19 protein-coding genes are annotated in these 21,162 nt (G+C 64.4%); 12 read left to right on the top strand and 7 right to left on the bottom strand.

All coding sequences use genetic code 11. The features are described 5' to 3' along the window. A partial coding sequence (locus RT028_RS12800; protein WP_312935334.1) for an LTA synthase family protein occupies window positions 1–1,765 on the top strand: 1,765 nt, incomplete at its 5' end. A gap of 200 nt (window positions 1,766–1,965) precedes the next feature. Here the strand turns inward: RT028_RS12800 and RT028_RS12805 are convergent. Both RT028_RS12805 and RT028_RS12810 read right to left on the bottom strand, forming a co-directional pair. Next, window positions 1,966–3,264, bottom strand: a complete 1,299-nt coding sequence (locus tag RT028_RS12805) for an ATP-binding protein (RefSeq protein ID WP_312935336.1) — start codon at window positions 3,262–3,264, stop codon at window positions 1,966–1,968. 6 nt (window positions 3,265–3,270) lie between these two features. After that, on the bottom strand, window positions 3,271–3,972 hold the full coding sequence (locus RT028_RS12810; RefSeq protein ID WP_312935337.1) for a response regulator transcription factor: 702 nt from the start codon (window positions 3,970–3,972) through the stop codon (window positions 3,271–3,273). 157 nt (window positions 3,973–4,129) lie between these two features. Here RT028_RS12810 and RT028_RS12815 point away from each other — a divergent pair, with 157 nt between their 5' ends. The 3 genes from RT028_RS12815 (at window position 4,130) to mobA (ending at window position 9,439) form a co-directional block, all read left to right on the top strand. Continuing rightward, on the top strand, window positions 4,130–5,305 hold the full coding sequence (locus tag RT028_RS12815) for an efflux RND transporter periplasmic adaptor subunit (RefSeq protein WP_312935339.1): 1,176 nt from the start codon (window positions 4,130–4,132) through the stop codon (window positions 5,303–5,305). A gap of 11 nt (window positions 5,306–5,316) precedes the next feature. After that, window positions 5,317–8,457 carry an efflux RND transporter permease subunit gene (locus tag RT028_RS12820; protein ID WP_312935341.1) on the top strand — a complete coding sequence of 1,047 codons (3,141 nt, stop codon included), beginning with the start codon at window positions 5,317–5,319 and terminating at the stop codon, window positions 8,455–8,457. A gap of 397 nt (window positions 8,458–8,854) precedes the next feature. Next, the gene (gene mobA / locus RT028_RS12825; RefSeq protein ID WP_312935342.1) at window positions 8,855–9,439 is read left to right on the top strand and encodes a molybdenum cofactor guanylyltransferase MobA; all 585 of its coding nucleotides are present in this window, start codon (window positions 8,855–8,857) and stop codon (window positions 9,437–9,439) included. A gap of 424 nt (window positions 9,440–9,863) precedes the next feature. Here mobA and RT028_RS12830 read toward each other — a convergent pair whose 3' ends face one another. Both RT028_RS12830 and RT028_RS12835 read right to left on the bottom strand, forming a co-directional pair. Next, window positions 9,864–11,054: an amino acid aminotransferase gene (locus RT028_RS12830; RefSeq protein WP_312935344.1), complete on the bottom strand. Its 1,191-nt coding sequence runs from the start codon at window positions 11,052–11,054 to the stop codon at window positions 9,864–9,866. Between the two features lie 248 nt (window positions 11,055–11,302). Continuing rightward, a complete protein-coding gene (locus RT028_RS12835; RefSeq protein ID WP_312935345.1) occupies window positions 11,303–12,322 on the bottom strand; it encodes an Ldh family oxidoreductase in 1,020 nt (339 codons plus the stop codon). Between the two features lie 373 nt (window positions 12,323–12,695). On the opposite strand from RT028_RS12835, the gene RT028_RS12840 reads away from it, so the two are divergent. The 7 genes from RT028_RS12840 to RT028_RS12870 all read left to right on the top strand — a co-directional run bounded on the left by RT028_RS12840 (window position 12,696) and on the right by RT028_RS12870 (window position 17,475). Next, window positions 12,696–13,520 (top strand): type 1 glutamine amidotransferase, encoded by an 825-nt coding sequence (locus RT028_RS12840; protein WP_312935348.1) that lies wholly within the window; start codon window positions 12,696–12,698, stop codon window positions 13,518–13,520. A gap of 165 nt (window positions 13,521–13,685) precedes the next feature. Then, window positions 13,686–14,012, top strand: coding sequence for a hypothetical protein (locus RT028_RS12845; protein ID WP_312935350.1), 327 nt, complete (start codon window positions 13,686–13,688; stop codon window positions 14,010–14,012). A gap of 239 nt (window positions 14,013–14,251) precedes the next feature. Continuing rightward, window positions 14,252–15,136, top strand: coding sequence for a DMT family transporter (locus tag RT028_RS12850; protein WP_312935351.1), 885 nt, complete (start codon window positions 14,252–14,254; stop codon window positions 15,134–15,136). Between the two features lie 166 nt (window positions 15,137–15,302). Next, complete coding sequence (locus RT028_RS12855) at window positions 15,303–16,139, top strand: bifunctional allantoicase/(S)-ureidoglycine aminohydrolase (protein ID WP_312935353.1); 837 nt, start codon at window positions 15,303–15,305, stop codon at window positions 16,137–16,139. Between the two features lie 228 nt (window positions 16,140–16,367). Then, on the top strand, window positions 16,368–16,574 hold the full coding sequence (locus RT028_RS12860) for a hypothetical protein (RefSeq protein ID WP_312935355.1): 207 nt from the start codon (window positions 16,368–16,370) through the stop codon (window positions 16,572–16,574). A gap of 176 nt (window positions 16,575–16,750) precedes the next feature. After that, entirely contained in the window at window positions 16,751–16,999 is a 249-nt protein-coding gene (locus tag RT028_RS12865) for a cytoplasmic protein (RefSeq protein WP_312935357.1), read from the top strand. An 89-nt stretch (window positions 17,000–17,088) separates the two neighbouring features. After that, window positions 17,089–17,475, top strand: a complete 387-nt coding sequence (locus RT028_RS12870; protein ID WP_312935359.1) for a VOC family protein — start codon at window positions 17,089–17,091, stop codon at window positions 17,473–17,475. Window positions 17,476–17,488: 13 nt separating this feature from the next. On the opposite strand, the gene RT028_RS12875 is transcribed toward RT028_RS12870, so the two are convergent. From RT028_RS12875 to ptrR, 3 genes are all read right to left on the bottom strand, one after another. After that, a complete protein-coding gene (locus tag RT028_RS12875; protein WP_312935360.1) occupies window positions 17,489–18,376 on the bottom strand; it encodes a Ku protein in 888 nt (295 codons plus the stop codon). Between the two features lie 83 nt (window positions 18,377–18,459). Beyond that, window positions 18,460–18,627 carry a KGG domain-containing protein gene (locus RT028_RS12880; protein WP_312935362.1) on the bottom strand — a complete coding sequence of 56 codons (168 nt, stop codon included), beginning with the start codon at window positions 18,625–18,627 and terminating at the stop codon, window positions 18,460–18,462. A gap of 160 nt (window positions 18,628–18,787) precedes the next feature. Beyond that, window positions 18,788–19,660, bottom strand: coding sequence for a putrescine utilization regulator PtrR (gene ptrR / locus RT028_RS12885; protein ID WP_312935372.1), 873 nt, complete (start codon window positions 19,658–19,660; stop codon window positions 18,788–18,790). Between the two features lie 104 nt (window positions 19,661–19,764). Here ptrR and RT028_RS12890 point away from each other — a divergent pair, with 104 nt between their 5' ends. After that, window positions 19,765–21,150, top strand: a complete 1,386-nt coding sequence (locus RT028_RS12890; protein ID WP_312935364.1) for an aldehyde dehydrogenase family protein — start codon at window positions 19,765–19,767, stop codon at window positions 21,148–21,150. Window positions 21,151–21,162 lie beyond the last annotated feature (12 nt).

Raw genomic sequence — 21,162 nt, forward strand, 5'->3', positions numbered from 1 at the left:
GCTGGCGCTGTTCGGCGTGCACTGGGCCGGGCAGCACGTGCTGCCGTCGGAGGCCGAGCCTTGGCGCCAGTACAACCTCAGCCACCAGCTGCTCGCGGCAGGCACTGGCGAGGTGCAGCGCGAGCTGGCCCACTGGCTCGGCACCGACACCCCACCGCCGGCCCTGGCCACGGCCGGTCTGACCCACGCCGACCTCAATGGCCAGCGTCTGTTCGAGGGCCCCGGCAAAGCGCGCAATCTGCTGCTGATCACCCTCGAAGGCATTCCCGGCGCCTATGTGCGGCCCAACCGCGAAGCGCTGCACAGCCGCTTCGACCAGGACCTCATGCCCAACCTCAGCCGCTGGGCCAAGCGTGGCATGAACACCCCGGACTACGTGGTGCACACCCACCAGACCATTCGCGGCCTGTACGCCATGCTCTGCGGCGACTACGACAAACTCGCCAACGGCACGCCCAAAGGCGTCGAGCTGCTCACCCAGCAAACGCGCAACAACGACTGCCTGCCGGCCCAGCTGCAGCAGGCCGGCTTCGCCACCCACTACCTGCAGGGTGCCGGCCTGCGTTTCATGGCCAAGGACCGCATCATGCCGCACATCGGCTTCGGCGCCGTGCACGGTGAGGAATGGTTCAGCAACGACAACTACCTGGAATTCCCTTGGGGCAAGGATGACCGCGCCTTCTTCGAGGGTGCGCTGGACTACGTCGGCACGCTGCGCCAGGCCAAAAAGCCCTGGATGCTGACCCTGCTCACCGTCGGCACCCATCAGCCGTACTCGGCACCTGATGAATACCTGCAACGCTACGGCTCGCCCAAGCAGGCCGCCGTTGCTCACCTGGACGATGCCCTGGGGCGGTTCCTCGACGGGCTCGAGCGCCAGGGCGTGCTCAAGGACACCCTGGTGGTCATCACCTCGGATGAATCGCATGGCATCGATGGCGTACGCCTGGCGTCCTCGTGGGGCTTCAACCTCACGCTGGCCCCTGAGCAGGCGCAGCTCCCGCACCTCAAGCCCGGCACCTACGGCCATGTCGACCTGACCACCTCGCTGCTCGACTATTTCGCCCTGCCGATTCCCGCCTCGCTCAGCGGCCGTTCGTTGTTTCGCAGCTACGACAGCGGTCGCGAGATGATCTCGTTCACCAACGGCATGCTGCGCTACCACGACGGCCAGGGCACGTTCACCGAATGCGATTTCCAGCAGCGTTGCCGGCGCTACGCCAGCCCCGGCTTCATCGCTGACCGCGCCACTTACCTCGGGCAGGCCCCGGCCGCCAGCGGTCCGCAGATCACCGGGCTGGCCGAGGCGCTCGACCAGTCACTGCTCAATACCCCGCTGAACCTGCGCTACCAGTTCGGCGGCCCGGCGCCCATTGCCCTGCAGCAGCAGATTCGCGATGACTGGGCCGACAACCTGATCGGTGCGCAGTACCTGGAGATGCCCGAAGGCACGCGCACCCGCGTGCGCCTGAAAGTCCGCGCGCTCGACCCGGCGCACACCGCCTACATCCAGCTCAAGGCCAAGGAGTTCGAGCAGGACGTGCCCCTGGGCTTGCCCGAGGAAATGCAGGTGACGGCCGATCAGCCACTGGACATGCAGTTCGATTTCGACAACCCGACCCTGCGCAAGGCGTTTTCCTTTCACCTGCTGGGGTATGGCGGCGGAGAGGTCGAGGTGACGGACTTCAGCGTGATCACGGCGCTGCCGGACGAGGACCCTGGGGTAGAGGCGCTGGAGGACAGCTCAGTCGCCCATGCCAGTTGAGTCGCGTGCACCATTGGCAGCGGCTGGCGCTGGCTGTTGGTGATTGTCTGAAGCGCAGCCATGGCGCGGCCCCCGTTGGCTGTGCAGCCCTTGGCACTCGTGGCGCTTGAGGGCCACAAGGCTGACCTGCTTCACAACCCGGCCAGTCGTCGAATCCTCTGTTGCCGGCACGAAACCGCCGAGACCGGCGACGTCATGGCTCACCCCGCCGGCAGACGAATCACGAACTGTGCCCCGCCCAATGCCGAGGGCTCCACTGTCAAGGTGCCGCCCTGCCCCTCGATGGCCCGTCGACTGATCGCCAGGCCCAGACCAAAACCGCCGGTACTGCGATCACGGCTGCGGTCCAGGCGGTAGAACGGCTGGAAGATCCGCTCGCGCTCGGCGGGCGGTATACCGATGCCATCGTCTTCCACGCTCAACCGGCACCCGCCATCGGCCTCCAGGCTCACCTGCAGGCGCAGCCGCGCATCGCAGTAGCGCATCGCATTGCGCACCAGGTTCTGCACGGCGCGGGCCGTCAGCCGAGGATCGAGGACGAAACGCGATACGGCTGCATCGAAGTGCACTTCCCAGGCCACCTCGCGGCTGTCCAGCTCTTCGGCGAAGCTGCCCAGCACGCTGTCGAGCAATTCGGGCAATGACACCTCGACCCGTTCTCGCAACTGCTCGGCGTTCTCCAGGCGCCCATAAGACAGCAGCTCCAGCACCAGCTCGTCCAGCTCGCGCACATGCCCGACCAGTTCCATCAAGCGCTTGCGGCTGGCGGCAGGTACTTCGTCGAACAACAGCACAAGGCCGAAATCCAGGCGGGTCAGCGGCGTGCGCAGTTCGTGGGACACCGCATTGAGCAACTCGCGCTGCTGGTTGAGGTGACGTTCCAGATCGCCCGCCATCGTGTCGAACACCCGCGCCAGCTCGCCGATGTTGGAATGCGCCGAAATCTGCGTGCGCTCGCTCAAATGCCCCCGACCCAAGCGACGCGCGGTGTTCTTCAGGCGCTCAAGGTCGCGCCAGTGCGGCCACACCCACAGCAGCATACAGCCCAGCAGGGCCGCACCGATCAGCACCGTCACGCCCCACGAGAGCACGTTGATGTCCAACGGGTCGGGTGGGTTGTACAGGCTCACCAGCCAGCCGTCGGCGATGGGCGCCAGCGCGGTCTGATAAAAGCCCCAGTCGCCCAGGCGCACCACATTCTGGCCGATGAGCAGACGCTGACGCTCAGCGCCGGACAGCTTGGCCTGATCGAGCGTCAGCAGCTTGATTTCGATGGGCGCAAAACGGCCGTTCAACTCCGCTGCCACAGCGGGCCATTGCGCGCGTGGCGCCTGGCGAAACTGCTGCACCAGCAGCGACTGCACACCCTTGGCCATGTCCAGGTTGTAGGCCGAATAGCGGCCGCTGAAGATGCTGACGATGGTATCGGGAATGACCAGAATCGCCCCGGCGTAGGCCAGGATGATCAGCAGATAGAGGCGCACCAGCAGCTTGAGCATGGCGCCTCAGAACTCCCACTCGCTGCGGCTGAACAGGTAGCCCTTGCCCCACACCGTCTTGATCTTGCGCGCCTCGCCCGCGCTGTCATCGAACTTGCGCCGCAGTTTGGAAATGGCCACGTCCACCGAGCGGTCGGTGCCGTTGAACTCGATGCCGCGCAATTGCTGAAGAATGCGGTCGCGGCTGAGCACTTCGCCGGCGTTGCGCGCCAGCACCACCAGCAGGTTGTATTCGCCGCTGGACAGGTCTACCGGCTCGCTGCGCCAACTGACGGTGCGTTCGGCAAGGTCGATGCGCAACCCGCCGATCTCGATGAGGTCGGCCTCCAGCCGCGGTTCGTGGACACTGCTACGGCGCAGCAAGGTGCGGATACGCGCCAGCAACACGCGCGGCTCGCACGGCTTGGTGACATAGTCGTCGGCGCCCATCTCCAGGCCCAGCACCTGGTCATGGCTGTCGTCGCGTGCGGTCAGCATGAGGATCGGCAGGCTCTGGGTTTCCTGGCGAAGACGGCGACAGACCTGCAGGCCGTCCAGGCCGGGCAGCATCAGGTCGAGCACCACCAGGTCAGGGCGCTGCCGGTGAACTTCTTCGAGCACCTGATCGCCCCGGGCGATGACCCGGACGTGAAAATCATTGCGCTGCAGGTAGCTGGCGATCAATTCAGACAGGGCGCTGTCGTCTTCGACCAGGAGGATATTCGGCATAAGGGCTTCAATGACGGTGGCAACGTGGCCAGCATAAAGAATCCTACGTAACGTTAGCCGGATTCTTCACAGTTTTTCACACACGTCCTACAGAGCTTAACAACCACCAGGGAATACTTGCCGTAGGATACGCTCGATCATTATCGGGAAGGTCCGCATGCCCACTTTACTCCCCGCTCGTCTGCGCCCCGTGGCGCTGCTCGCGTTGCTGACCCTGGCCCTGGCCGGTTGCAACGACGCCAACGAAGAAGAACAGAAAGCCCCTGCGCCCCAGGTGCGGGTCGAAACCCTGCAAGAGCGCGCTTTGGCAATCAGCACCGAGCTGAGCGGACGGATCATGGCGCCGCGGGTGGCCGAAGTCCGCGCCAGGGTCGCCGGGGTGGTGCTCAAGCGTGTGTACCGCGAAGGCAGCGACGTCAAGAAAGGCGATGTGCTGTTCCTGATTGACCCGGCACCGTTCAAGGCCGATCACGACAGCGCCCGCGCGGCCCTCGCCCGCGCCGAGGCCACGCGCTACCAGACCCGCCTGCAGGACCAGCGCTATCGCCAGTTGGTCGAAGAAAGCGCCATCAGCCGGCAAGAGGCCGACAACGCCCGCGCCGCCTTCCTGCAGGCTGACGCCGCCGTTGCCGAAGCCAAGGCTGCACTGGAGCGGGCACGCCTGAACCTGGGCTATGCCACGGTCACCGCGCCCATTTCCGGGCGCATCGGCCGTGCCTTGGTCACCGAAGGTGCGCTGGTCGGCCAGGGTGAAACCACCCCGCTTGCAAGCATTCAGCAACTCGACCCGATCTACGCCGACGTCACGCAATCAACCCGGGAAATCAACAACCTGCGCCGCGCCATGCGCGCCGGGCAGCTGCAGCAGGTCGGCCAGGACCAGGCGCAGGTCACGCTGATTCAGGACGATGACCAGCCCTACGCGCACCCTGGCAAGCTGCTGTTCTCCGACATCAGCGTCGATGCCAGCACCAACCAGATCACCCTGCGCAGCGAGTTTCCCAACCCGGACCTCGACCTGCTGCCTGGCAGCTACGTGCGCGTACGCCTGGAACAGGCGGTGCAGCCCAAGGGGATCAGTGTGCCGCAGCGGGCCATCAGCCGTGACAGCGCGGGGATGCCGAAAGTCTTCGTGGTCGATGCCGAATCGAAGGTCAGCGAGCGCCAGATAACCCTGGGTACCGTGCAGGGCGACCGCTGGATCGTCCGTGAGGGCCTCAAGGCCGGTGAGCGTGTGGTGGTCGAAGGCCTGCAACACGTCAAGCCTGGCGATCAGGTGCAGGTCGAAGGCGCTGACGCAGCGCCTGCCGTCGCCACCCACGCTGGCCAGTGAGGAGCTGACCCATGCCGCAGTTCTTCATTGATCGGCCCATTTTTGCCTGGGTCGTCGCCTTGTTCATTCTGCTCGCCGGCGCCTTGGCGATCCCCAAGCTGCCGGTGGCGCAGTACCCCAACGTGGCACCGCCGCAGATCGAGATCTACGCGGTGTACCCCGGCGCTTCGGCCACCACCATCGATGAAACGGTGGTCAGCCTGATCGAGCAGGAGCTCAACGGCGCCGACAATCTGCTGTATTTCGAATCCCAGAGCAGCCTGGGCAGCGCCACCATCACCGCCACCTTCCAGCCCGGCACCACGCCTGACCTGGCCCAGGTGGACGTGCAGAACCGCCTGAAAGTGGTCGAGTCACGCCTGCCGCGCCCGGTCACTCAGCAAGGCCTGCAAGTGGAGAAGGTTTCCACCGGCTTTCTGCTGCTGGGCACCCTCACCTCCACCGACGGCCAACTGGATGAAACCGCCCTGAGCGACATCCTGGCGCGCAACGTGATGAACGAGATCCGGCGCATCAAGGGCGTGGGCAAGGCGCAGCTGTATGGCTCCGAACGGGCCATGCGCATCTGGATCGATCCGCAGAAGCTGATCGGTTTCAGCCTCACCCCGGCCGATGTGACCGAGGCCATCGTGGCGCAGAACGCTCAGGTGGCGCCCGGCAGCATCGGTGACCTGCCAGGGCGCAAGACCCAGGAAATCACCGCCAGCGTGGTGGTCAACGGCCAGTTGAGCACCCCTGAGCAGTTCGCTGCCGTGGTACTGCGGGCCAACCCGGACGGCTCGGTGGTCACCCTGGGTGACGTGGCGCGGGTCGAAGTGGGCGCGCAGGAATACCAGTTCGGCACGCGCTTGAACGGCAAGCCTTCCACTGCCTTCGCCGTGCAGCTGTCGCCGGGCGCCAACGCCATGGAAACCGCGACCCTGGTGCGCAGCAAGATGGATGAGCTGGCCAGGTTCTTCCCTGCCGGCGCCCAGTTCGACATCCCCTACGACACTTCGCCGTTCGTCAAAGTCTCGATCAAGCAGGTCATCACGACGTTGTTCGAGGCCATGCTGCTGGTGTTCGCGGTCATGTTCCTGTTCCTGCAGAACATCCGCTACACGCTGATCCCGACCCTGGTGGTGCCGGTGGCACTGATGGGTACCTTCGCCGTGATGCTGGCGCTGGGCTTTTCGATCAACGTGCTGACGCTGTTCGGCATGGTGCTGGCCATTGGCATTCTGGTGGACGACGCCATCGTGGTGGTGGAGAACGTCGAGCGGATCATGGCGGAGGAAGGCCTCTCACCCAGGGACGCCACACGCAAGGCCATGGGCCAGATCAGCGGCGCGATCATCGGCATCACGCTGGTGCTGGTGGCGGTGTTTCTGCCGATGGCCTTCATGAGCGGTTCGGTGGGGGTGATCTATCAGCAGTTTTCGGTGTCGATGGCGGTGTCGATCCTGTTCTCGGCGTTCCTCGCCCTGAGCCTGACCCCCGCCTTGTGCGCCACCCTGCTCAAGCCGATCGCCCAGGGCGAAGCGCATGAAAAACGTGGCTTCTTCGGCTGGTTCAACCGGCGCTTCGCGCGCATGACCGATGGCTACGAAGGCTGGGTGGGCCATGCACTGGCCCGCAGCGGCCGCTACCTCTTGGTGTACGCCGTACTGGTGGGCGCGCTGGTGTTTGGTTTCAGCCAGTTGCCCAGCGACTTTCTCCCCACCGAAGACCAGGGCTACACCATCACCGACATCCAGCTGCCGCCGGGTGGCACCCGTGCTCGTACCGAGCAGGTGGCGGCGCAGATCGAGGCCAACAACGCGGATGAACCGGGCGTGGCCAACACCACGGTGATCCTCGGCTTCAGCTTCTCCGGCAGCGGCCAGAACGCGGCGCTGGCGTTCACCACGATGAAGGACTGGTCCGAGCGTGGCAGCGACGACAGCGCCCAATCGATCGCCGACCGTGCCAATGCGGCGTTCAGCCAGATCAAGGACGCCGTGGCCTTTGCCGTGCTGCCGCCGCCGATCGATGGTCTGGGCGAGTCGACCGGCTTCCAGTTCCGCCTGCAGGACCGCGGCGGGCTGGGCCATGCACAGTTGATGGCGGCGCGCGACTCGCTGCTGGCTGCAGCAGGCGAAAGCAAGCTGCTGACCAACGTGCGCGAGTCTTCGCTGGCGGAAAGCCCGCAGGTGCAACTGGACATCGACCGACGCCAGGCCAATGCCCTGGGCGTGTCGTTCGGCGACATCAGTGCAGTGCTCGACACCGCCGTGGGCTCGAGCTACGTCAACGACTTCCCCAACCAGGGGCGCATGCAGCGGGTGGTGGTACAGGCCGAAGGCGACCAACGCAGCCAGGTCGAAGACCTGCTGAAAATGCACGTGCGCAACAGCAGCGGCAAGATGGTGCCGCTGGCCGCGTTCGTCAGCGCGCGCTGGGTGACCGGGCCTGTGCAACTGACCCGCTACAACGGCTACCCGGCGGTGTCGATCTCTGGCGAGCCGGCGGCAGGCCTGAGCTCGGGCGAGGCCATGGACGAGGTGCAGCGCATCGTCGATCAACTGCCTGCCGGGGCTGGCCTGGAATGGACCGGGCTGTCGCTGCAGGAGCGGTTATCCGGCAGCCAGGCGCCGATCCTGCTGGCGCTGTCGTTGCTGGTGGTGTTCCTGTGCCTGGCAGCGCTGTACGAAAGCTGGTCGATCCCTACGGCGGTGCTGCTGGTGGTGCCGCTCGGGGTACTGGGCGCGGTGCTGGCGGTGACGCTGCGCGGCATGCCCAACGATGTGTTCTTCAAGGTGGGCTTGATCACCCTGATCGGCCTGTCGGCGAAGAATGCGATCCTGATCATCGAATTCGCCAAGGCCCTGGTCGACCAAGGCGTCGATGCACGTGATGCGGCGCTGCAAGCCGCGCGCCTGCGGCTACGCCCTATCGTCATGACTTCGCTGGCGTTCATCCTGGGCGTCGTGCCGCTGGCCATCGCCAGCGGCGCCAGCTCGGCGAGCCAGCAAGCCATCGGTACCGGGGTGATCGGCGGCATGCTCAGCGCCACCCTGGCAGTGGTGTTCGTGCCGGTGTTCTTCGTGGTGGTGATGCGCCTCACGGGGCGGCGCAAGCCTGCCACCGCGTCACAAGTGCCGGTCGAGCCTGGCCGGAAGGACGCTGACTGACCGGCTGATGGCAGGTGTTCAAGCGTGAAGGTTGATGCGTGTGCTGGTGCTGCTGCCCAAGCGTGAGGCGTAGCGTGGGCTGGCAGTGGCGCTCAGGCGCGAGGTCTAGCTTGGACTGGCAATGGCCCTCAGGCGCTAGGGGTGGCTTGGGCTGGCAGTGGCGCCCAGGCGCGAGGTGTAGCTTGGGCTGGCAATGGCGCTCAGGCGCTAGGGGTGGCTTGGGCTGGCAATGGCGCTCATGTGTGAGGTCTAGTTTGGACTGGCAATGGCCCTCGGCGCTAGGGGTGGCTTGGACTGGCACTTGCGCTCTGTCCGCAGGTGAGGCCTGAGGCTGGCGCTGGACAAGCCACAGGCAGCATGGGAGGGTTCCGGGCACTGATGTCCGGAGCCCTTTTTTATGCCAGCACGTTCTTGTTGTTCAGTCCTGATCCTCGCCGGCGGCCGCGGCCAGCGCATGGGTGGGCGTGACAAGGGGCTGATCCTCTGGCGCGACAGGCCGTTGATTGCCCACCTGCACGACGTCGTGCGGCCTTGGACCGATGACCTGATCATTTCCTGCAACCGTAACCAAGCGCAGTACGCCGCCTACGCCGATCAATGGGTGGGGGACGCCGAGGCGGATTTCCCAGGGCCTCTGGCGGGCGTGCTGGCCGGGCTGGCGGTGGCGCAGTGCCCCTGGGTGGCAGTACTGGCCTGCGACACTCCGCGGATCGATCGCGCGCTGCTCGATGAGCTGCTGGCCTTGGCCGTCAGCGCCGACGGCGCCGCGATGGTGCGCCAGAGCGGGTTCTGGCAGCCGATGTTCAGCGTGGTGCCGCGTAGCAGTTTGGACATGCTGCAACAGGCGTGGGATGAGGGTGAGCGCAGCTTGCACAAGGCCCTAAGGCGCGGGGTGCTGGTGGGAGTGGAGTGTGCCGAGGGGGATGCGCGGTTGGAGAATTTCAATAGCCCAGAGCACTATGGGCACCAGGGTGAAAGTTAAGTGGCGTTTCAGTCGCGCGCACAACGATGAGGTACATGCCTGACACACTGCGGTGCCTGGGCTGTTTTCGCGAGCGAGCTCGCTCTACAGGGTTGTGGTGGCCTGAGCGCATTTATTGTGGAGGAACAAGCGATCCTTGTGGGAGCGGCCGGTCCGGCGCTCCGGTTAGCCGCGATGGCCCGCGCAGCCGGGCCGACTCAGGCCACGCGTATCAACAGACAGAGCGCAATTGCAGCCATTGGGCCGGCTACGCCGTCCATCGCGACTAAAGTCGCTCCTACAGATTGCTGTAGCTCGAGCCTGAACTGGCCTGCGGCACGAACCTATGCCAATTCGATAGATGACTTAGAGGTCGGTCAAAGTATTCAGCAACCGCGCCTCTGGCCTGAGCTGGCTCAGGCCAGAGGCGCGCGTTCACCTGAAATCAAACCGCCGCAAACGCCTCGGCTACCCGCCGCAGATTGTCCTGGCGCAACCCAGACATGCACACTCGCCCACTGTCGAGCAGGTACACGCCGAACTCGTCGCGCAGTCGATGCACCTGCGCCACGCTGAAGCCGGTGTAGCTGAACATGCCGCGTTGGCGCAGGAGGTACTGGAAATCCTGCCCGGGCAGCAGCTCGGCGAGCACGTCCACCAGGCCCTGGCGCATGTCGAGAATGCGCTGGCGCATGGCCTGCACCTCGCCTTGCCACTGCGCGTTCAGTGCGCTGTCACCCAGCACACCGGCCACTAGTTGCGCGCCATGGCACGGCGGGCTGGAGTAGTTGCGGCGCACGGTGGCCTTGAGCTGGCCGAGCACACGCTGGGCACTGTCGGCGTCATCGCTGACCACAGACAGGCCGCCCACGCGCTCGCCATACAGCGAGAAGATCTTCGAGAACGAGTTGCTGACCAGGCACGGCACACCCGCGCGGGCCATTTCACGGATGGCGTAGGCGTCTTCTTCAAGGCCTTCGGCAAAACCCTGATAAGCAATGTCGAGGAACGCGATGAGTTCGCGCGCCTTGACCACCTCGACCACCTGCTGCCACTGCGCCTGGCTCAGGTCGACCCCGGTCGGGTTGTGACAGCAGGGGTGCAGCAGCACGATGCTGTGGCGCGCCAGGCCTTGCAGGCTGGCAAGCATGCCGGCGAAGTCGAGGCCGCGGCTCTGGGTGTCGAAGTAGGGGTAGGTGTGCACCGTGAAGCCAGCGCCTTCGAAGATGGCGCGGTGGTTATCCCAGGTCGGATTGCTGACCCAGACCTGCGACTGCGGAAAGTAGCGCTTGAGGAAATCGGCACCGACCTTCAAGGCACCGGAGCCGCCAACGGTCTGCACCGTGGCGATACGACCGGCCTGCAGCGCAGGATGATCGGCGCCGAACAGCAGCGCCTGGGTGGCCTGACGGTAGCTGGCCATGCCTTCCATCGGCAGGTACAGCGAGGCCTGGTGCGGCTGGTCGGCCAGGCGCTGCTCCAGCGCGCCGACCGCTGCCAGTTGCGGGACCACGCCGGCTTCATCGTAGTAGAGGCCGATACTCAGATTGACCTTGTCGGCGCGCGGATCGGCCTTGAAGGTTTCCATCAACGAGAGGATCGGGTCGCCCGCATAGGCATCGACATGTTTGAACACAGCGCACAGCTCCTTGGCTCAGGGAGGGAAAGACTGCACCGAGCATACCTGCCCCGCCCGCCAAGGAACATCACTGCGATGCAAAGGTTGCTTGCGAAGGTGCACCCGGCCTGCCTTCGCCTCGCTCACGTCGGAGCAGGCCCCACCGCGCCTGCCCCACAGGCGTCGGGGCTGCTGTGCCGCAAGCACGCGCAGCAGAGGGCGCAGCAAACGCCGGGCCGGCCGGCCTGGCGCATTGCACGTCGCCGTTACAGCTGCCTGAGGCGCTCCAGCTCGGTGGCTTGCAGCGCCACGCCCTGCGCCTGGGCGAGCGCCCGCTCGCGATGACGACGCTCCCCTGGCAGCCGGTCAAGGCCGGCGCCTTGCATCTGTTCGAGCAGCGTGCGGCTGCGCTTGGCGAAGGCCTCACCCTGGCCCTTGTCGGGATCGATGAGCAGGATCAACTGCCCGGTCCAGGGCGTCTTGGCCCCGGGATGGCTGGCCCAGTCGTACTCCCACGAGAAATTCCCGCCCGTCAGCCCCGCCGCCAGCAGCTCGACCATCATCGACAGCGCCGAGCCTTTGTGCCCGCCAAACGGCAACAGTGCCCCGCCCTCGAGAATCGCCTGCGGGTCAGTGGTCGGCTCGCCAGCGGCATCCACACCAACACCCGCCGGCAAGGCCTGACCCGCCCGCGCGGCAATTTGCACATCGCCGTGGGCCATGGCGCTGGTGGCCATGTCGAAGACGATCGGTGCCTCCCCTGCACAGGGTGCGGCAAACGCGATCGGGTTGGTGCCGAACACCGGCCTTCGTGCCCCATGTGGCACCACACAGGTCATGCTGTTGACCACGCTCAGGGCGATCAGGCCCTCTTCGGCAAAGGGCTCGACATCCGGCCACAAGGCTGCGAAGTGGTGGGAGTTGTGGATGGCCAGCGCCGCGATGCCGGCACTGCGCGCCTTGCTGACCAGCAGCGCACGGGCAGCAGCCAGTGCCGGCTGGGCGAAACCGCCGGCGGCATCGACACTGACGTAGCCTGGCGCTACGTCGCTGACCTGCGGCACGGCACGGCCATCGACCCAACCGCTGTCCAGGGTCGATACATAGCCCGGCATGCGAAACACACCATGGCTGTGCGCACCGTCACGCTGGGCGCTGGCGCAATTGTGGGCCAGCACCGCCGCAACAGGATCAGAGCAGCCATGGCGCTGGAAGATGCCGCGCAGCAGCGCTGCCAGCTCATCAAAGGGGATGCGAACCGTGGACGCAGAATCAGCAGCAGACATGACAGGTTCCTTCCAGAGGTGGCCAAAGGGCACCAGCATGGCCTCGCCGAGGCCTCGCTGCAATGCACCGGGCAAGACCAAGCCGTCACCGAGGCACTCTTTGCACGGCTGCAATGAACCAACTGCGTGGCTCACGGTAGCGTCGTACAAGCCCGCTCAAAGCCTTGCCACCCGGGGCTTGCAGCGCCTCCAAGCGCCCATTTTACGAGGGCTGTAGCCAGGTTCCGCGGTTTGACATCTCGAACTGCTCTGGCAAGCTGTGTTCACCCCCGACCGGATTGGCAGCAGCTCCTGCTGCACCGGCAGTGCACGGTGTGGCAGGCGCTGCCAGGCGCCCCTGCAGCACCGTGCACGACATGTCCCAAGGTGACTTATGTCCAACAGCAATAGCGGCACTATCCACCCTTCTGCCCAACCTTCTGCGCGCAAACCGGTGGTCCTGATGACCATGGGTACCCAAGAGCGCAAAGGTCATGACTATCAGGTCATGACCCACAAATACATTACCCCTCTGGTCGAATTCGGCGGCTGCGTGCCGGTGCTGGTGCCCACCTGCTGTGGTACCGATGAGCTGGAGACCTACCTGGCCATGGCCGACGGCGTGTACCTGACCGGCGCAGGCAGCAACATCGACCCAGCGCTCTATGGCCAGGAGAACCAGACCCCTGGCAAGGCCCAGGACAAGAACCGTGACACCTTCGACATTGCCCTGGTGCAAATGGCCCTGGCCCGCGGCTTGCCGATCTTCGGCATTTGCCGTGGCATGCAGGAGATCAACGTGGCGTTGGGCGGCGACATCTATCAGACCGTCTACGCCGAGCCGGGCTTCAATGACCATCGGGAAAACCCGCAAGATCCGGTCGAGCAGCAGTACGCGCCCGCCCATGGCGTGACCATCACGGCGGGCACCTGGCTCGAGCGCGCACTGGGCACCCAGCATATTCGCGTCAACTCCCTGCACGGCCAGGGCCTGCGCACGCTTGGCCAGGGGCTCGAAGCGGTCGCCGTGGCCGAAGACGGCCTGGTCGAGGCGATCCATGGACCGAGCCTGTCACCGTTCCTGTTTGCGGTGCAGTGGCACCCTGAGTGGCAAGCGGCCAGCAACCCCGACTCCATCGCGTTGTTCAAGGCCTTCGGCGATGCCTGCCGCACTCGCGCGAGCCAGTCGCATGCCGACCGCCAAGCGCTCTGCGCCTGATCGCACAGCGTTTCCCTCTGAGTAGCAGGCGGCTGCTCAGAGGTGTGCACCCTCTCGCCATATCTTTCAGACTTTTCCTCTCGACACACTGACAGCAAAGTGATGGCCCTGCGCTGAGCCCGAGCAGTTCAAACTTGAACCTCATCAGGTGCTTAGGACAGCAACATGCGGCGACTTCTACTTTCTTCCCTCGGTTTGCTCAGCGTACTCAGCATGGAGGCGCACGCCCGCGCGCTGACCCAGCACGACCAGCAATTGTGCGCCTGGGGCGCGCAAGTGGCGGCCACAGCGCAGCAGGCCAAGCTGTCCAAGGTCAATCTCTATACTCAACGCAAGCGCCTGCAGAATCAGAAATTCCCCAAGTCATGGATGCGCATGACGGCCATGGGCATAACTGAGCAGACCTACAACAGTCGGTCTCGCTTGCCACCGGCGGAGATCAAGAAGACGTACTACGAGCAATGCGCACAGCATTCGAAATCCAATAAATAGATGCTTTTCATATACTTAGCATCTATATCTAATCCATTTTATTTAAAGTAGATTCTAGAACAGCGCGGACGACTCCTTCGCTCCGCGCGGCTTCCAGGCTACGGAATGAATGTCTCCACCGGGCGTTTTAGCCGCGCCATGGCAGGCTTGCGCAGTACGCCAGCCCCAGCGCTGGTGCTTGCCCACACCCCTTCTGCCCGCTAGCCTCGCGCATTTCCCTTGCTCGCCGGATACCCGCCATGCAGCCCCGCGATATCGCCATCTACCTGTTCCTTGCCATCGCCTGGGGGTTGTCGTTCCTGGTCGTGTTGCATACCGAGCACGCGTTCGGCTGGGTTGGCGCGGTCAGCCTGCGCGCGCTGTTTGCCGGCTCCACGCTGGTGCTGCTGAGCCTTCTGCTGGGCCGCGCGCCACGTTTTCGGCCGGTGCTGAAGCCCTTGCTGGTCGTCGGCGCCACGACCGTCGCGGGGCAGCTGGCGGGCATGACCTACGCCACCCCGCGCATCGGTACGGCGATGGCGGCCATCTTCGTCACCACCATTCCCTTGTTCTCGATGCTGATCGGGCGCGTGCTAGGGTTGGAAACCCTGAGTCGACAGGGCGTGCTCGGCCTGCTGCTGGGCCTGGTCGGGATGATCATGCTGGTGGGCTTTCCCGCGCAGACGGTCGATGCCGACTTCATCAAAGGCTGTCTCGCCTCGATCGGCGGTGCGCTGGCGGCGGCCTATGGCAGCAACCATGCCGCGCTGCACCTGCGTCAGTGTGACCCGTGGACCGTGGCCGGCGGCTCGTTCCTGGCGGGCGGCGTGATGCTGCTGCCGCTCTTGTGGTGGGTGCCGCTGCCCAGCGTGCCGCAGGCGTTGGACTGGGGCTACCTGCTGATTAGCGGCAGCGTGATGAGCGCCACCTGCTATGTGCTGTTCTTTGGCCTGGTCGCACGCATTGGCGCCACTCGGGCGATCAGTGTGGAGTTCGTGGTGACACTGGTCGCGGTGCTGGTTGGCGCCTTGTTCCTTGGCGAAGCGCTCAGCCTGCTGCAGGCGCTGGGCAGCGGCGTCATTCTGTTCGGCTGCGTGATGGTGCTGGGGCTGTTGCCGGGGCGCCGCTCGCGCTTGCCCAGCTGAAGCGCTCACGCCACGTCAACATGCATTCAACTTACAAATAGCTAGCATTCTGACATTTAATTTGTAGATGCCGACCGTGCCCCCCTATGCTGATCACGCCTTCCCTGCGGCGCACCGGCCGGTGCGGTCCACGGCACGGGGAGAGAACAACAAGTCGAGACCATTCATGTCCAAGCACGCCTATTTCGCCCCCCACGGTGGGCACCCCGCTCAAACCGAGCTGCTCACCGACCGTGCCATGTTCACCGAAGCCTATGCCGTCATTCCCAAGGGCGTGATGCGTGACATCGTCACCAGCCACCTGCCGTTCTGGGACAAGATGCGCATGTGGGTCATCGCCCGGCCGCTGACCGGTTTCGCCGAGACCTTTTCCCAGTACATCGTCGAAGTCGCCCCCGAAGGCGGCAGCGAACGTCCGGAACTGGATGCCAACGCCGAGGCCGTGTTGTTCGTGGTCGAAGGCCAGCTCGACATCACCCTGGAGGGCCAGGCGCACACCCTGACCCCCGGCGGCTATGCGTTCATCGCCCCCGGCGCCGAATGGAGCCTGCGCAATCGCAGTGACAGCACCGTCAGCTTCCATTGGCTGCGCAAGCACTATCAACGCGTCGACGGCCTGGAGGCGCCGACCTCGTTCGTCACGCATCGTGACAACGCCACGGTGATCGAAATGCCCGGCACCGAAGGCTGCTGGATCACCACGCGCTTCGTCGACATGGCCGACATGCGCCATGACATGCACGTCAACATCGTCACCTTCAAGCCGGGCGGCGTGATTCCGTTCGCTGAAACCCATGTCATGGAGCACGGCCTGTATGTGCTCGAGGGCAAGGCGGTCTACCGCCTGAACCAGGACTGGGTGGAAGTCGAAGCCGGTGACTTCATGTGGTTGCGCGCATTCTGCCCACAGGCCTGCTACGCCGGTGGCCCGGGGCCGTTCAGTTACCTGTTGTACAAGGACGTCAACCGCCACGCCCACCTCACGCTCAACCCCAAACGCTGAGGTGCGTACCCTGCCCGGCCAGACCGGGCGGGTGTGGCCGCGCCAAGGTGAGGCCGGCCCTGGTATTTGTGTCAGTTGTCGCCTGCCGTTGCTGGCTGCAACATTCGGTCATCTCCCGCCTGCGTCAGCGGTGTCTGCTTCTGACGCAGTGGCCGGGTTTCCCACAGGCTTGAGCCCCATCAGCGTGAGCGCCCAGACCGCGTCAATGACCGACAGGACACCCTCCCCATGACCCAGCCCCGCAAAACCACCCAATTTTTCTACCAGGGCGAGCAGCTCAGCTCGCTGGTGCAGCCCGGCGCCAATCGCTCGATCCTGCGCAGCCAGGACATGCCGCTGGCAGAGATGTCGCTGACCGATGAAGGCCGTGACAGCCAGCTGCTGATCACTGACCTGCAGCAATCGGTATTGGGCCACGTAGACGGCAACGACTGACGCCTCACGCCAGGTTCCCGCGAATCATCACACGCACCCTGCAGGCAGCAAGCGCTGCGGAACCTTCCTTGCGCCGCGCCCATCAGACTGGCATGTGACCGGACAATTGCTGCGCCTCGGTTTCTCTGACGTTGCGCAGTGCCAGGTCCTTCCCTGATCTCTGACGGAGCAGATTCGTGAACCATGACATCCTCGATGCTCACCGCTTTTCCTCCTGGAATCGCGAGCAACTGCTTGCCAGCACCTACTGCGCCTGCTTCAACTGCAAAGCGCGCTACGCACCCGGCAAGATCACCTTATGGACGGACGACGAGCAGACCGCCGTTTGCCCGGAGTGCAGCGTCGACGCCGTGCTGGGCAATGCCAGTGGCGTGGACCTGACCGACGAGTTCCTCGAACGCATGCATGAATACTGGTTCGAGTGAAGCCAGCACCCGGCCCTGCGCCGTCGATACCTGGCAGTTGAGCCGCTTTACCTGTAGGAAATAATTCTTACCGAGCAAGGAAAAAGCCTATGAAGATCGTCGTCACCCGTATCTTCGTCACTGATCAAGCCAAGGCGCAGGCCTTCTACCATTACGTATTGGGGCTCGAGCCCAAGCAGGACGTACCGATGGGCCAACACCGCTGGCTGACCTTTACTTCGCCCAGCGATCCCCATGGGGTCGAGCTGTCCCTGGAGCCCAACCTGCACCCTGCTGCGCGTGACTTTCAGGCGGCGATCATGGCTGACGGGCTGCCCGCCATGACCTTTGAAGTGAAGGACGTGCAGGCTGAATACGAGCGCCTGTGCGCGGCGCACGTGAAGTTCACCCAGACGCCCACCGACACCGGCGCATTCACCGTAGCGCTGTTCGATGACACCTGCGGCAACCTCATCCAGATCGCCCAGCGTCACTGATCCACTCGGCCGGTCAAGACGCCTTGCGCGGGCTTTTGGCTGGCTTCTTGTCCACGGCCGAGACCGGTTTCTTGTCAGAGGCTTTTTTCTCAGCGGCTTTTTTCGCGGGGGCTTTGCCAGCCAGGCTTCGTTTGAGCAGCTCGGTAAGGTCAACGATGTCGGCGCTCTTGCCACCCCCGGCAGGCTTGCTCTTCTTCGCCGCACTGAGCTTGCCTTTGCGCGCCTTCTCCTGCACCAGCTGCATGATCGTGTCACGGAATACGTCGTGGTACTCCTCCGGCGCCCAGTCGCCGCTCATGTCTTGCACCAGGCGCTTGGCCATGTCCCGCTCTTGTTTGCTGAGCGTGGCCTGGGTCACCTTCTGGTCCAGTTCCAGGGTATCGAGGCCGCGCACTTCATCCGGCCAGCGCAGGGTGATCATCACCAACGCGTCCCTGAGCGGGCGCAGCAGCGCCAGGTGCTGGCGGGTGTGCAGCACGACCGTGGCCAAGGCCACCTTGCCGGTACTCTCCAAGGTCTCGCGCAATAAGGCGTAGACCTTGCCGCCGCGCTTGTCGGGGCTGAGGTAATAAGGGGTGTCGAAGTGCTGCAGCGGGATGTCGGCAGCCTTGACAAAGGAGAAGATATCGATGGTTTGCGTGGCTTCAGGCCGGGCCTTGCGGATTTCATCTTCACTGATGACCACATAGCGGCCCTTCTCGTACTCCATACCCTTGACCACGTTGTCCTTGTCGATGTCCTTGCCCGTGGCCTTGTTGATGCGCTTGTAGCCGACGCGGTCCATGCTGCGCTTGTCGAGCCAGTCGAAGTCGACACGTTCTGCGCTGACGGCGGTATTGAGGCTGACGGGAATATGTACCAGACCAAAACTGATGGCGCCTTTCCAGATCGCTCTCGCCATGGGGGCTCCTTGCATGAACCTATGGGCAAAAAAATCGCAGTGCCAGCGAGGGCCGGCACTGCGCTTGTCAGCACATTGCGTTGTCAGCTTTTGCCGCCGCCGGCGCCACCTTTGCTCGCCTGCCCACCTTTCTTGCCGGCTTCGGATGCTTTCGCCTTGTCATTGGCGAAGTTGCCGCCATTGCCGCCGCCGGCCTTGGAGCCTTGGCTGCCGGATTTATCGCTCGTCTTGCCGCTGTCTTTCTTGTCCATGATCTTTCACCTGTGTGGCTTCAGAAAATGCACGACAACATGCCGTACATAGGGTCGGAGTGCGGCGAACGTGCTTGATTCGATCGCCCCACCGGCCAGCTGACCGGTGGCGCTAACAACCGCCAGTGGGGTAATTGCGACTCAAGCGAACCGCCCGGTTTCAAGCGCCCGCCGCGGCTTTTTCTTCCAGTAGCTGAATGAACATGCTCAAACTGCGCGACACCGTTCCGCGCCGCCAGACCAGCCAGGTCTTGAGGTAGCGAAAGTCCTCCGACATCGGCCAGGCGCTGACCATGCTGCAGCCGGGCATGTTGTCGAGCATGCTGCGCGGCAGCATGGCCAGCCCGGCGCCTGCACTCACGCAGGCCAGCATGCCGTGGTAGGACTCCATCTCGTGGATCTTGCCCGGCACAGCACTGTCCTTGACGAACCAGTTCTCGAAATGGTGGCGGTAGGAGCAGTTGGCGCGAAACGCATAGATGTTCTCGCCGTTGACATCCTGGGCGCGGGTGACCGGGGCGTGGTTGAGCGGCGCGATGATCACCATCTGCTCTTCGAACACCGGCATGCCTTCCAGGGTCGGGTGCAGCACCGGGCCATCGACGAACGCCGCGACCAACCGCCCGCCCAGTACGCCTTCGAGCATGGTGCCGGAGGGGCCTGTAGACAGGTCCAGGTCGACTTTCGGATAGCGCTGGTTGTAAGCCGCCAGCAGCGCCGGAATGCGCACGGCTGCGGTGCTTTCCAGCGAACCCAGGGCAAAGGTGCCCTGCGGGTCTTCGCCGGCCACGGTCAGCCGCGCCTCGTGCACCAGCTCCAGAATGCGCCGGGTGTACTCCAGGAAGTTCCAGCCGGCGGGTGACAAGCGCAGGCGGCTCTTCTCACGGATGAACAGGTCGACGCCAAGGTCTTCTTCGAGCTGCTTGATGCGCGTGGTGAGGTTCGAGGGAACGCGATGAATCTGCTGCGCCGCAGCGCTGATGCTGCCGTGCTCGGCCACCGCCTTGAAGATTTCCAGTTGCACCAGATCCACAGTCATTCTCCAAACGTGAATGTTTCGCTCATTATTATTCAGTTTTCAACAATGCAGCACACCACTAGTCTGGCAGCACTTCCCATGAGCATGAGTGTGCCGCCATGACCACGATCAGCAGCCAGACCCACGCGATTTCCGTCGACCCGTTCACCGCCGAACAGATCGGTCACTACGCCTTTGACGACGCCGCCACCGAAGAGGCCGCCCTGCAACGCGCTGCTGACGGCTACCGCCAGTGGCGCCAGGTTTCGCTGAGCCAGCGCAGTGCTCACCTGGCCGCCCTGGCCGATACGCTTGAAGCCACCAGTGAAGCCTTTGCGCAGATGATTGCCAGGGAAATCGGCAAGCCGATCAGCCAGGCCCGTGGCGAGGTCAGCAAATGTGTCGGTCTGTGCCGTTGGTATGCCGAACACGGCCCGGCAATGCTCGCCCCGGAAGCGACGCAAATTGCCACTGCGCGCATCGAATACCGCCCACTGGGGCCGATTCTGGCCGTGATGCCGTGGAATTTCCCGGTCTGGCAGGTGCTGCGCGGTGCAGTGCCGGCGCTGCTGGCCGGCAACACCTACGTGCTCAAGCACGCCCCCAACGTGATGGGCAGCGCTTACCTGTTGCTGGAACTGTTCAAGAACGCCGGCCTGCCGCAGGGCGTGTTCGAACTGCTCAACGTCACCCCAGAGGGCGTGACGCGCGCCATCAACGACCCGCGCATCGCTGCCGTGACGCTCACCGGGAGCGTGCGCGCTGGCATGACCATCGGCGCCCAAGCGGGTGCTGCGCTGAAAAAATGCGTGCTGGAACTGGGCGGCTCCGACCCGTTCATCGTGCTGGCAGACGCCGACCTGGACGCGGCCGTGAAAGCTTCGGTGATCGGTCGCTACCAGAACACCGGCCAGGTCTGCGCAGCGGCCAAACGCATGATCGTCGAGCACAGCGTGGTAGACGCCTTCACCGCCAAGTTTGTCGAAGCGACACGCGCGTTGCAGATCGGCAACCCGCTGCAAGACGACACCTACATCGGCCCGATGGCCCGCTTCGACCTGCGCGATGAGCTCGACGGCCAGGTCCAAGCCAGCATCGCCGAAGGCGCCACTGTGCTGCTGGGTGGTCACAAACTGGACGGGGTGGGCAATTTCTACGCGCCGACCGTGCTGGGCGACGTGACGCCAGACATGACGGCGTTCAGACAGGAGCTGTTCGGCCCGGTCGCAGCGATCATCAGCGCCCGTGACGCCGAGCACGCGGTTGAACTGGCGAACGACAGCGACTTCGGCCTGGCTGCGACGATCTACACCGCCGATGTGGCGCGTGCCGAGCGCATGACCGCTGCGCTGGACACTGGCGGTGTGTTCATCAACGGCTACTGTGCCTCTGACCCCCGCGTGGCCTTCGGTGGCGTGAAGAAAAGTGGCTTTGGCCGTGAGCTGTCGCACTTTGGCGTGCGTGAGTTCACCAACGTTCAGACCGTCTGGCTGGACCGCAACTGAAGCACAGGGTCG

This window comes from Pseudomonas sp., from assembly GCF_032058845.1.
Taxonomy (GTDB): Bacteria; Pseudomonadota; Gammaproteobacteria; order Pseudomonadales; family Pseudomonadaceae; genus Aquipseudomonas.